11 protein-coding genes and 1 riboswitch are annotated in these 12,770 nt (G+C 40.4%); of the genes, 8 read left to right on the top strand and 3 right to left on the bottom strand.

Annotated features, from left to right (window positions below):
• Nucleotides 1-41: 41 nt before the first annotated feature.
• The gene (locus M3182_RS06035) at nucleotides 42-1,076 is read left to right on the top strand and encodes a M14 family zinc carboxypeptidase (RefSeq protein ID WP_251557397.1); all 1,035 of its coding nucleotides are present in this window, start codon (nucleotides 42-44) and stop codon (nucleotides 1,074-1,076) included.
• Between the two features lie 43 nt (nucleotides 1,077-1,119).
• Here the strand turns inward: M3182_RS06035 and M3182_RS06030 are convergent, their stop codons facing one another.
• Nucleotides 1,120-2,760 carry a long-chain-fatty-acid--CoA ligase gene (locus tag M3182_RS06030; RefSeq protein WP_251557396.1) on the bottom strand — a complete coding sequence of 547 codons (1,641 nt, stop codon included), beginning with the start codon at nucleotides 2,758-2,760 and terminating at the stop codon, nucleotides 1,120-1,122.
• Nucleotides 2,761-3,798: 1,038 nt separating this feature from the next.
• Between M3182_RS06030 and M3182_RS06025 the strand changes: the two genes are divergently transcribed.
• The 7 genes from M3182_RS06025 (at nucleotide 3,799) to M3182_RS05995 (ending at nucleotide 10,813) form a co-directional block, all read left to right on the top strand.
• A complete protein-coding gene (locus M3182_RS06025; RefSeq protein WP_251426393.1) occupies nucleotides 3,799-4,983 on the top strand; it encodes a hypothetical protein in 1,185 nt (394 codons plus the stop codon).
• Between the two features lie 52 nt (nucleotides 4,984-5,035).
• Complete coding sequence (locus M3182_RS06020; protein ID WP_349775427.1) at nucleotides 5,036-6,145, top strand: glycosyltransferase family 4 protein; 1,110 nt, start codon at nucleotides 5,036-5,038, stop codon at nucleotides 6,143-6,145.
• A complete protein-coding gene (locus tag M3182_RS06015; protein ID WP_251557394.1) occupies nucleotides 6,138-6,917 on the top strand; it encodes a HipA family kinase in 780 nt (259 codons plus the stop codon). Before M3182_RS06020 ends, M3182_RS06015 begins: the two co-directional genes overlap by 8 nt.
• 90 nt (nucleotides 6,918-7,007) lie before the next feature.
• Nucleotides 7,008-7,907, top strand: coding sequence for a UTP--glucose-1-phosphate uridylyltransferase GalU (galU, locus tag M3182_RS06010; RefSeq protein WP_251557393.1), 900 nt, complete (start codon nucleotides 7,008-7,010; stop codon nucleotides 7,905-7,907).
• A gap of 1 nt (nucleotide 7,908) precedes the next feature.
• Nucleotides 7,909-9,234 (top strand): UDP-glucose dehydrogenase family protein, encoded by a 1,326-nt coding sequence (locus M3182_RS06005; RefSeq protein ID WP_251557392.1) that lies wholly within the window; start codon nucleotides 7,909-7,911, stop codon nucleotides 9,232-9,234.
• A 235-nt stretch (nucleotides 9,235-9,469) separates the two neighbouring features.
• Nucleotides 9,470-9,516: riboswitch (PreQ1 riboswitch) on the top strand.
• A 113-nt stretch (nucleotides 9,517-9,629) separates the two neighbouring features.
• A complete protein-coding gene (queF, locus tag M3182_RS06000; RefSeq protein WP_251426388.1) occupies nucleotides 9,630-10,130 on the top strand; it encodes a preQ(1) synthase in 501 nt (166 codons plus the stop codon).
• A gap of 44 nt (nucleotides 10,131-10,174) precedes the next feature.
• The gene (locus M3182_RS05995; RefSeq protein WP_251557391.1) at nucleotides 10,175-10,813 is read left to right on the top strand and encodes a queuosine precursor transporter; all 639 of its coding nucleotides are present in this window, start codon (nucleotides 10,175-10,177) and stop codon (nucleotides 10,811-10,813) included.
• A gap of 127 nt (nucleotides 10,814-10,940) precedes the next feature.
• On the opposite strand, the gene M3182_RS05990 is transcribed toward M3182_RS05995, so the two are convergent.
• Complete coding sequence (locus tag M3182_RS05990) at nucleotides 10,941-11,630, bottom strand: SurA N-terminal domain-containing protein (protein WP_251557454.1); 690 nt, start codon at nucleotides 11,628-11,630, stop codon at nucleotides 10,941-10,943.
• 691 nt (nucleotides 11,631-12,321) lie between these two features.
• Nucleotides 12,322-12,645, bottom strand: coding sequence for a winged helix-turn-helix transcriptional regulator (locus M3182_RS05985; RefSeq protein WP_251426386.1), 324 nt, complete (start codon nucleotides 12,643-12,645; stop codon nucleotides 12,322-12,324).
• Between the last annotated feature and the right edge of the window lie 125 nt (nucleotides 12,646-12,770).

The raw sequence follows: 12,770 nt of genomic DNA, 5'->3' as shown, positions 1-12,770 counted from the left end.
TGGAGGTACTTTTTTAATAGAAATATAGAGGAGGAAACGATATGAAGAAAAAAATGATCGCAGTTTCACTATCGACAGCTATACTGGCTTCAGGTTTGACCTTTACACCCGTATTGGCTGCAGGAAACGGGCCAGATGTAAATGGAAATGAAACCGTACAAACGGCTATGCTGAAGACGTATGATGAAATGTCTGCTTTTCTTAAAAAAGAAGCAGCAAAACAAGAACAGATGGAACTTGAAGTGATCGGACAGTCGGTTAAAGGACGCGATCTTTACCTAGCGAAATACATAACCGATCCTGAAAATCCGACCATCTTATTTTTGACTCAACAGCATGGGAATGAAGTGATGACAACGGAAGGGGCGCTCGATTACATCCGCCACCTTGGTTCAAATAGCAAGAAAACACAAGAAATGCTTCAAAATGTAAATATTCTTATTATCCCGATGTTTAATGTGGATGGAGCGATGGGGGATGTGAACTTTTCCCTTGATCATTACATGGCTAGTGGACGTCATTTGACCCGCTATAACGCTGATCGAATTGACTTAAATCGTGATCATGTTGCAAAAGTAGCTCCTGAAACGAAAGCGTTGCATGAGAATGTTCTTCAAAAATATCAGATTGACTACATGATTGATTTTCATCATCAAGGGACTCAGGAAGACTATTTTGGGAAACTGACAACCGGGGCTTTGTTAACTCCACAACACCCTGAGGTCGATGAGGATGTGCTGTTAAAATCCCGAAAATTGGCGTCTGTTTTACATCAAGGAGTCGATCAAACAGGTTGGTCATTTATTTTAAAATTTGATGAGCCGACTCAGAATGAAGCTGTTGCCTCAAATGCCATGGCTCTGCAGTACGATATTCCTGTCATCCTTTTTGAAATGCGCGGTATGGCGGATCACTCGTATGAACCTTATGTACTTGGGCAGAAATCAAACGGATACCTGAAAAAGCAAGCGTTTCTTGCCATGGATACGACGGCCAAAGCCATTGCAGACGGCTCAATTCAAAATGCTGACCCAGCTATCTATGACAACTTACCTGAACAACATTATAGTTATTAAAAGCAAAGAAGGCTGCCTAAGCAAAGGCAGCCTTCATAGTCTATTAAGCTTGTACTTTCTTCAACTCTAAATCGCGAAGTTCTCTACGAAGCAGTTTTCCAACCGCAGACTTCGGAAGTTCTGCTAAAATTTCTGCTGACTTAGGTGCTTTGTATGGAGCAAGATTGTCTTTTCCATAAGCGAGGATTTCCTCAACAGAAAGACTATAACCTTCTTTTACCTTAATAAAAGCTTTAACTGTTTCACCGCGGTATTCATCTGGAACCCCAATGACAATCACTTCTTCAACAGCTTCAAGACCGTAAAGAACTTCTTCTACTTCACGAGGATATACATTGTAGCCGCTTGCAATAATCATATCTTTGCTGCGGTCGAGGATGTAGAAATAACCATCTTCGTCCATTTTAGCAATATCGCCTGTGTGCAACCAGCCATCCTTGATTGTGGACTCTGTATCCTTCGGACGGTTCCAGTAACCTTTCATCACCTGTGGTCCTTGAGCAATTAGCTCACCAGCTTCTCCAACTGGAGCGTCAACGTAAGTACCGTCTTCTGTTTTGTTCACAATACGAACGATTGTGCTTTGAACTGGAATTCCAATGCTGCCATCTTTAGATGGAACAAATGGAGGAGTGAAAATTAAAGTTGGCGCTGCTTCAGATAACCCGTATCCGTCGCGTACTTGTACACCTGTAATCTTTTTAAAGGCTTTCGCTTGTTCAACTGGTAGTGGAGCACCGCCGCTACCAACGAAATAGCATTGATCAAAGCCCGCATCTTTTAACAGCTCAGGGTAGCTATTTAAAGCAAAGTACATCGTCGGAACCGCTGCGAAAATAAACGGCTTTTCACGCTTAACGGTTTCAATGACTTCTTTTGCGTCAAATCGAGGCAAGACAATTTGGTTTGCGCCTTCACGAAGCCCACATAGAGCAACACTTGAAAGTCCGTATACATGGAACATTGGAAGAACGGTAATCATTTTAAAGTTCTCAGGTTTATTTTCACAAGGGTTGTAAATGGCGTCACACACCTGGTTGAAGTTCGAGAGGAGGTTACTGTGTGTCAGCATAACGCCTTTAGGTACGCCAGTGGTACCACCTGTGTATTGTAAAACCGCAACATCTTCAAATGGATTGATGGATTCTTCTTCCACGGAAAAATCATTTTGAACCGCTTCCTCAAAATACAGATCTCCGCTAGCAAGTTCTGCTTTTTCTGGACCAAAGCCGATTGCGATGACTTGTTGTAAGGAAGTATCACCTTGTACTTTTTTAATTTTTGGATAGAAGGCATCAAGTGCAAACATAAATTTCGCGCCAGAGTCTTCTAAAACGAAAGCGATTTCTCTTTCAACATACATTGGATTCACTTGTACAGCAATTCCACCTAAACGGAAAATAGCGAATAGTGCAAAAATATAATGCGGAGAATTAGGTAGCATGACTGCTACACGATCGCCTTTTTTAAATCCTTGACTATGTAAATAGGCAGATAGCTTATCAACGATGGCTTTCGTCTCATTGTAGCTGAATTCTCTACCATAAAAAGTAAGTGCTGGTTTATCCCCGAAACGCTTAACCGCATCTTCTAAAAAGTCATAAAGAGATTCATATTTTACGCTTACATGCTCATCAATTTGTGATTCATACCACTTCAACCAAGGTTTTTGCTGATAGACCATTCCCAATACCCTCCTAGACGAATTGAATTTCCTTGTAAACACTTTTTCTCTATATCTATTGTGTCCCCATCCCCAATTATTGTTAGGAAAAAGCAGTTTGTAAACGTACAAATCTCGACATTATCTCCTATTCCCTAAGGCGGTGAAAAGGGGAATTCCCGTGTTTTCGCGGTTTTCTAAGATTGTCAATGTGTGAATATTATCGAAATTTGTCAAAAGATTTTTTAATGTTCACAAAATTTTAATCTTTCCTACAAAACTATTGTAATCGTGTTTTCTATGACCTTGTTTCGTGTAATTTTTGAAGTGACGAAGCTAGACAAAATATGTTGCGAAGGCTTTATTTGGCAACAAATATTTTAGGAGAATGGTGCTTACATTATTTTAAAAAAATGGTTGGAGGGATCTAACTGAAGGAGTTGGAGAGGATATTCTCAGGAGTCAGCATTGCGGTTAAGAAGAATTTCCGTGTTTCTTCTTATTATATGGATAGGTATATGATTGAGAGTGATTCATTTACAAACCTTTGCTTGGGTATGAGCAGTTGTGGTCACAAGGGCCGGAAAGCTTTGATATATTAAAATAACTGTAAATAAAGATCCAGATAATTTTAAAGCTATATGTAACCAATAAGCATCTTTCACTCTATAAAAGAATTACATGATCCGTGAAGGGCCATTTTGTGATTTCTCTCTAGACTTTGACACGCGGGAATGCTGTCGTACAGGGGAGCATCAAATCTGAACACCATAAATTATTGAGGAATATTAACATATTATTTATGAACCAAACCGAGAGATCGACATAAAACCAAATAATAATTTTGCTAGTAAAATAGGAAAACCGTTCTAACCAAATAGGATTGCCAGTAAATGGATGGTGCCAGGCACCATCCAGAATATGGGTATTCATACATTTTGCGCTAGGTGGGATACTCGTCCGGACGTTTTTGCCCTCTTTTGAATTCACTGTACTAATGGAGTTACAGATCCATTTTATGTTCGTTGTAATGAAATCAATGGGGGGAGTGCAACATGAATGTTTGATGAAAAATTTTTAGAACAATGTGTCGCTAAAATTAAAGTGACCACTTTGGAGAATGAAGATGTTGAGGTGGTTAATGAATCACCTTTAGAAATGTTAGGGAAAGGACGGCAAGGGGCTGTATATACGGTTACGCCCGATATTTGTGTCAAAGTATTTGGCAATCAGGAGGATTGTGACCGCGAATATTACGCGTTGTCATTAGGACAACACACCGACCTCTTTCCGAAGGTCTATCATAAAGGACCGCTTCATATTGCGATGGAAATCATCCGAGGCGTAGATTTACGCGAATATCTTCAGTCTCAACCTTTATCAAAATCACTTTCGGTTAAGTTAATCGATATGTTGATTACGTTTAAGGAAATAGGATATGAGCGAATTGACCATCATAAACGGCAAATCTACCTTCAAAAGGATGGAAGTTTGAAGGTTATTGATGTTGCTCGAACAGTTTGGCGGGATCGCGTCTATCCATATCCTCGAAAACTATTAAATTCACTTGGCCAGGATAACAAGGAAGTGTTTTTAACACATGTCCAAGAATTGGCCCCGACCTTGTATCAAGAGTGGCTCCATTATATCCGCATGGAAGAACTATCGCAGGAAATCTACCAACTTATTATGGAAGAAGATGCGAGCAAAACAGAAACCGTTAAAGCGATGAGTCACAAACTTTTGACGAGAGAAGATGAGGAACGCTATGTTGTGTTGATGTATGGCTTGATGCACAAAGTGTTTAAGGAACAATGGATTCGAACCATGATTGCTAAAGGAGTAGATCCTAATGAAATCCTTGAAGCAATCGATGAATATTGGGATGAACAGAAACGCGAATTTAAGGAGTTAGAAGCAGGTGGTGGCGACCGCAAGAATCAGCCTCCACGCGAGCTTACAAAAGAGGAGAAAAAAGAACAGTTACGTCAGGAGAAACTTCGTGCTAAGAAAGAAAAGGAGAAGCAGCGGCTAGAAAGAATCCGGGCCAGACGAGAGAATCGAGAGAAAAACAAAAAGGGCAAAGCCCAGCCTGTAGACAAAAAGGGAAAAAAGGCAGACAAGCAAGGAAAAGATAAGAATAAAAAAGCAGAAAAGAAATCGAAAGACAACAAGGAGAAAAAGCAAAATAAAAGTGGCTTGAAAAAAGGCTACAGCAGCTGGTGGACCTTTGGATTGGCATAAACAGAGAATGATACAAGGATGTGATTAAAAAGGAGGAGAAACCAAATTGAAAGTGCTGATAATCTGGCGTTTGCTCACCGTTGGGGGAGTGAATGCCGGATGGCGAAATCGTGCAGTTTATTTTAAAAAACATGGAATTGAAACAGAATTTCTTTATACGACCGATCATGGTGGACTTCATATTATGGAGGATGTTGCTCCTGTTTATTTGACAAAGGATGAGGAAAAAATCGTCAACATTATCCGTGAAAATCAATATGATGCCATCATTGTTGTAGATACAGGGAAGGCGTTTAAATGGTTGCAAAAAGCCAATTATCAAGGTCCAGTCATAGTAGAGGCTAGGACGCCAGAGCTCATTAAGCTTACTCCACATGTGAAATCTTTCAGAGGAATCACCCCGGAAACCATTATTGTCCCTTCTCATTACCAAAAACGGTTGGTATCGATTTTAACGAACGATGTACCAGTTCAAGTGATTTACAATGGCGTCGATACAAGCTTTTTCAGAGCATTACGCCTAGACGAAATCGATTATAAAAGCGAGCCGCATATGCCAAAAGATAAGAAAGTAATCGCTTATATTGGTCGTGTGGACAAACGTAAAAACTGGCCATTGTTTTTAGAAATCGCCAAAAAGGTTCGCCAAGAGCGTGAGGATGTTGAGTTCTGGGTCGTTGGTGGGGCACAAAGTGTTCAACGCCAAGAGTTTGCTGAACGCTGGCGAGCTGAGCAGTTCACAGAGTTTGTAAAGTGGTTTCCAGTTATTCCGTACCAACAAATGCCACATATGTATGCAAAAATCCGAGAATCCGGTGGCTGTACACTCGCCACGACCAAGTCTGAGTCGTTTGGCAATACCTTTATTGAATCGATGGTTTCCGGAGTGCCGGTCATTGCTTCAAGAATGATGCCGGTGACGGAACTGGTCAAAGAGGGAGAAACAGGATTGCTATATCGCGGTCAAAATGTCGAAGATGCTGTAAAGCAAATTCATAAGCTCCTTGATGACCCAGCCCTTCATCAAAAAATGTCTACAGCAGCAATTCAGCATGTTCAGAAGAATTTCGGGATTGAAACCGTTGCCGAGCAATATGTTAATTTGTTGAAGAAGCTCGTACCAATGGATTCAGGCAAAAACGAGGTGAAGTCTGATGATTAAACCAACAGCTTCCCTAAAAACCCTACCGGGAAAATCAAATGCCCAGTTGCTAACATTTGATGATGGTCAAGATTATGTTGTGAAATCATGGAAGCCTGAATATCCACGGAGCTTGGCGAATGAGTGGCTTGGATATGCAATAGCGCGTTATTTACAATTACCTGTTCCCTTCGGTCGGATTGTTGAGTTTCCGGCTGAATTTCTAAATGAGCAGCAGGTGGCAGAGAATGGTGAAAAAATGCAACAGCATTTTGCTTCGCTCTTCGTCCCAGATTGTATAAACGGTCATGAGGTTGGGAGAATTGAAACGCTCACAAATACCCCGGAAAGCTTAGCGGGCATCATTCTCTTTGATTATTGGGTAGCAAACCGTGACCGGACAAGGAAGAATATTTTGTTTCAACCTGCAGAACAACATGGAGCCTACCAACTATGGGCGATTGACCAAGCGGAGATTCTTACTGGGTTCGATTGGAATCTCTCCAACCTCGAGCAATTGCCAACAGAGCTAATTAAAAGCACGGCTCATAAAATGCTCATTGAGTTCATTGATCATGAACAATATTTTTATCAGCAACTCGAAGTGATCCAAAGTATTCCAATTTTACTATTAGAAGAAATTGTCGAGCTGATTCCAGAACAATGGGAAGTCACAAAAGAAGAGCGGAAGGCAATCATTACAGCTTTGCTGTATCGGCGTCATAAAGTGTTGCCTAAATTGATGGAACGCTTTCTAAAGCGTATTTATCGCCCAATAAAAGAAGGAAAATGAGGAATTGATGGAGGATGGTAGCAAGGAAGTTAAAGCGCTATCAAAGTGCCCACTTGTTCGTGAGTATTGTGGTTCAAGGAGGGACTGTGAATGAAAATTCGAAAAGCCGTTATACCTGCTGCAGGACTCGGAACCCGTTTCTTACCGGCAACAAAGGCTCAGGCAAAGGAAATGCTGCCGATTGTTGACAAACCAACAATCCAATATATTGTCGAAGAAGCAGTGGCATCTGGGATCGAAGAAATCCTCGTCATTGTTGGCAGAGGAAAACGGTCGATTGAACATCATTTTACCAAATCGCATCAACTGGAAACGATGTTGGTTAAACAGCAAAAGCTAGATAAATTGGAAGAAGTCCAACAAATTCAGCGATTGGTGAAAATTTATTATCTTTATCAACACGAACCGAACGGACTAGGAGATGCGGTTCTAGCGGCAAAAGAGTTTATCGGCAATGAACCGTTTGCCGTGTTACTCGGGGATGACCTTGTCCGGTCTGATACTCCGTGTTTGCAGCAATTAACGAAGGCGTTTGAATATATGAATAGCTCGATTGTTGCGGTTAAAAAGGTTGCAGAAAAAGACGTGAGCAAATATGGCATCATTAAAAGTAAAGGAATGATGATGGCCCCGAGAATTTTACCTGTTGAGTCGCTAGTCGAAAAGCCGAAGCTAGAGGAAGCGCCGTCTCAATATGCAATTATGGGCCGATATGTGTTGCGTCCTGAGATATTTACAATTCTTGAAAAAACGCCAATCGGTGCAGGAAATGAACTGCAATTAACCGATGCCATTAATTTATTGGTCCAAGAGCAAGCAGTGTTTGCTTATGAGTTCGAAGGAGAGCGCTACGATATTGGAGATAAGCTTGGGTTTATTCAAGCAACCGTTGATTTTGCGCTACAAAGAGATGAACTCCGTGACGATGTATTATCGTTTCTAAAAAAGCGAGTCAAAGAGGACCAGCCACAAGAAAGTGAGCCGATGTAGCATGAAAGTCGCGATTCTAGGAACTGGCTATGTTGGCTTATCGACAGGTGTGGCGTTGGCGGAAATTGGTCATCATGTATGCTGTATGGATGTGGATGAAAAGAAGATTGCGCGATTGAAACAAGGGAAATCGCCAATTTATGAACCTGGCCTTGAAGAATTATTAGTTAAAAATATAGCAGCGGGAAGATTGAGGTTTACAACATCGCACCGCGAAGGAATTTCCGTAGCTGAGATTGTGATTCTAGCAGTGGGAACGCCGCAAAGCAATGATGGAGCTGCTGACTTAACGTATCTTGAACAAGCAGCAAAGGATGTTGCAGTGCATCTTCAACAAGATACAATCGTCGTGATTAAAAGTACAGTACCGGTCGGGACGAATGATAAAATGAAACAACTAATTGAAGCTCATTGCAATGAAGATATTTCGATTCAGATCGTATCCAATCCAGAATTTTTGCGACAAGGTTCGGCGATGAAGGATACACTTGAAGCCGACCGGATTATTATCGGCTGTGATGAACGGAAAGCAGGGAACAAAGTACGGGAGCTATATCGCCCGCTGAATGTCCCTGTTGTGATGACTTCATTGCGAAGTGCTGAGATGATTAAGTATGCGTCAAATGCCTTTTTAGCAATGAAAATCAGTTTTATTAATGGCATGGCGAATGTTTGTGAAGCGGTTGGAGCGGATATTCTGGATGTAGCCAAAGGGATGGGGATGGATAAACGAATTGGAAATAGTTTTCTCCAAGCGGGGATTGGCTATGGCGGTTCCTGTTTTCCAAAAGATGTGCAGGCGTTATATCACACGACGAAGCAGCACAATGTTGATTTTGGACTACTAGGGAAAACGATGGAACTCAATGAACAGCAACGAGTTTTGTTAGTGAAAAAAGCGTTTGAACGTTTTAATGGAAAACTTGCAAGGAAGAAAATCGCAATGCTTGGTTTAGCGTTTAAACCGGAAACGGACGATATGCGAGAAGCCCCATCGATTCCGATCGCTCTAGAGCTAACAAGGCAGGGAGCAGACGTAATTGCTTATGACCCTGTCGCAACGTCTAATGCGCAAAAAATATTAGGAAACCGGATCGCTTACGCTAAGACTATTCAAGAGGCTATCGCGGGAGCAGATGCAGTATTGATTGTCACTGAATGGGACGAAATTAAACAATTGGAACCTAGTAAACTAGTGGAAGATATGAACGAAGCAATCATTTTCGACGGCCGTAACTGCCTCAACGAAGAGAAAATCCGCAGTTGTTCAAAAATCGAGTACTATCCGGTAGGGAGACCGGCGATAATCAAATATGCTGGAAAATAGCTGGATGGTGCCTGGCACCTTCCAGTTGTTTTCCACTTCTTGACTATATGTGGTGCAATGTTGTGAAAGGCATCTGATGGAATCTCTTTATTTTTTCTAAAAGAGCAACTCAGTCAATTGTACAGGTGCAGCTACTAAACCAACTTTTTCTAAATCCCTTGAATATGAAATTTTTCATTGACGGATGTAAAAATGTTCATTATGATAAAACATGAATTTAATACCCGTACGCAAGACGGGAGAGGTTCATAGCGGAAACCCTCTATAAAAAACTATGGATTTATGACTTTTCAAAAGCCATATCCATTCCGGATGTGGCTTTTTTACATCCAAAGAAATTGCTATGAAACCTCCTTGTCGATTGTCGGGTTAGATGATACAGGGAGGTTATTTTTATGTCTGGACGTAAAGAAGAGCAAGGTTTACAGGATTTAACTTTATTAGGGAATCAAAATACACAATACCCAAGTGACTATGCGCCTGAAGTGTTGGAGGCCGTGGATAGCTTGCATTCAAACCGCGATTATTTTGTGAAATTTAATTGCCCGGAGTTTACGAGTTTGTGTCCAATTACTGGGCAGCCGGATTTTGCGACGATGTACATTTCATATATTCCTGATAAAAAAATTGTGGAAAGCAAATCATTGAAATTGTATTTATTCAGTTTCCGTAATCACGGGGACTTTCATGAGGACTGCGTCAACATTATTATGAACGACTTAATTAATCTTTTAGATCCACGATACATTGAAGTGTGGGGCAAGTTTACGCCACGTGGAGGGATTTCAATAGACCCTTGGTGCAATTACGGTAAGCCAGGGACGAAGTATGAAGAAATGGCGAACTTCCGCTTGATGAATCATGACCTGTATCCTGAAAAAGTCGATAATCGCTAAACTGCAGGAATCAGCAAGAACATCATCAAAGGGGAGAAGTTTTCATGCTTTTATATTTAAATGGAATTTTTGTCGGTTTATTGATTCTATCGAATATTGTTGCGGTAAAGCTGTTTAGCATCGGGACATGGGCGATGCTGCCGGCTGCAGTCATTATTTATATTTTTACGTTTCCATTAACCGATGTTATTGTTGAAGTTTACGGAAAAAAAGAAGCGCAACGAACCGTTCGTGCTGGATTAATTACCCAATTGATGGCGCTCATCTTTATTGCGGTCACAATTGCCTTGCCAGCTGCGCCAACGTTTACGGAACAAACTTCTTATGAAACGATCTTAAGTGGAAGTTTCCGTGTTGTGTTGGCAAGTTTAATATCTTATACGATCAGCCAGCATCTTGATGTATATGTGTTTGGTCGTTTGAAAACGAAGCATGGAGCGAAAAAACTGTGGTTACGGAACAATGCTTCGACGATGTTGAGTCAGTTAATTGATACAACGATTTTTATTACGATTGCGTTTTATGGCATGATGCCATTATCCGTACTCGGAGGGTTAATTATCACGCAATACGCCTTTAAATTCCTTGCAACAATTGTGCTAACGCCAGTCGTTTACTTGCTTGTTAGCTTGGTAAAAAAACAAGAGGCGAAGCAAAAGGTGACGGAAGCGACCGCAGCTTAAAACTTGGTAGTCTTTATATTTGCATTGTGGTTGTTTGTTTGGGATCCTGTCTTGTCTGATTAATCGTTTATCTTCATTACCAATAAAAAACCCCCTTGACTTAATTTCGTCAAGGGGGTTTTGGTTATTACAATGTTATCTTAATGTTCTTTTCGTTGCTTGAGCGTAACTCTTCAATGACTTCATTTACTTTTTCGCCTTGTTTTTGAGCAATTGCTTGCTGTTCTAATTGAGGTTTCATTGTTTCAAATTTTTCAGGCTCTTGCTTTTGAAGCTCAGCAGCCTCTTTGTATTGGTTATAGACCGCTTTTAATTCTTCTTCAGTTACATCGATTTCTCCGATTTTGCTTTCAAGAAACTTGGTTACAGTTAATTGAGTTTTAACTTGTTCTTTTAATTCATCTTCCGTTATTTTGCCTTCTTTTAAGGCCTCTTTAAACTTTGCTTCATCTTCGAACTGAGATTTGATGTTTTTAATTTCGCCATCAATGTCTTTTTGTTCAACAGAGACTTTACCTTCTTCAGCTGTTTGAAGAACTAATTTTGTATTAATCAGTTGGTTTAACACAACTTGTTCGAATTCTTTTTGCTGTTCTTTATCCATCTCATCGATGTTCATCCCTTGTTGTGCGTAAGTAGCTTTCGTATTTTCCATTTCAGTTTCAAAGTCAGCTCTTGAGATTTCTTCCCCATTCACAGTAGCGACGACTTTGCTGCCTTCTTTACTGCTTTCCTTCTTATCACTGCTGTCATTATTGCTACAAGCACCTAAAATCATTACAACGATTGCTAGAACAATCGAACCTTTCAAAAACATTCTATTCAAATTAATCTCTCCTTTCCCTACAATGAAAGTCATTTTACCACATTTACTAGACAAAAAGGGAGAAAATTGAAAATTGTAAGAAGGATGTAATCTAGTAATGTGGGAATTTCTGGATGGTGCCTGGCACCATCCAGTTTTTGGGTTTTGTCGAAAAAAAGAGGGGCCTATTGACAGGTTTCTTGTAACTTCGCTTGTTGAATTTGCTATTTTAGAAACAGACAGAACGAGAGAGAGGGATGCTAGGGATGTATTTTGAAAACCTGTTAAATGCCCTATTCGGAGAAAGAGAAATTTTGCATGTGATGGAATGTCAAGTTTGTGGTTTTGACGAAATATACTACCTTGAACCTTCTACCAAAAAGCAAATTGGCAGAGCATGTGAAGGGTGCCAGTTTGTTCAGAAGTTTGAGTTTTAGGTTCTTTATATAAGTAGAAGATCAATAAGCTGACAGAACGTAGTATGTAGTAGGAAAGTGAAAATCAGATCCTAGGGATTAGTTGTTTTTATATGTCGCGCAGTGTAAGAAGAGATAAATGTACTGAATCCATTCGAGTTCATGCAATTGCAAAACTTAAAAGGAGCAATGAGCAATCACATGTTAAACTTGGAGAAGGTCTAAAAGAACGGAAGTATGATAAAGTAAGATAAAAAGCCGATTGTCCAATAAAGGACAATCGGCTTTTATTCATTATCTTCCACTTTGACCCAGTTTTGCGACCAGGTTTCGAGTTCTTTCATGAGGGGTTCTAGAGCAAGTCCCTTATCCGTTAGCGAATACTCGATGCGCACCGGAGTTTCCGGATAAACATCTCGTTTTACGATGCCTTGGTTTTCCAGTTCTTTGAGCCGATCGGAAAGGACCCTGCCGCTAATCCCCATGGATGATTCTAAAGTGCAGAATCGTTTTGGACCTGGAAGCAATTGATAAATGACTAATCCTGTCCAGCGTTGGCTTAAAATACTCATTGCTTTTTCAAACCGCGGGCAAATGACTGTTTGATCCATCCTCCAACACCTCTAATCTATTATATGATAGTCTTTAACATTCTCTATATATTTACAATACCTCATTAACCAACTTGACACAAGTTAATTTTAAAAATATAATTACTTACATAAAGTAACTGACT

This window comes from Mesobacillus maritimus, assembly GCF_023715205.1.
In the GTDB taxonomy this organism is placed as follows: domain Bacteria; phylum Bacillota; class Bacilli; order Bacillales; family Cytobacillaceae; genus Mesobacillus_B; species Mesobacillus_B maritimus_C.
Note: the sequence above shows the minus strand (reverse complement) of the source record. Positions and strands in the feature narration are given on the sequence as shown.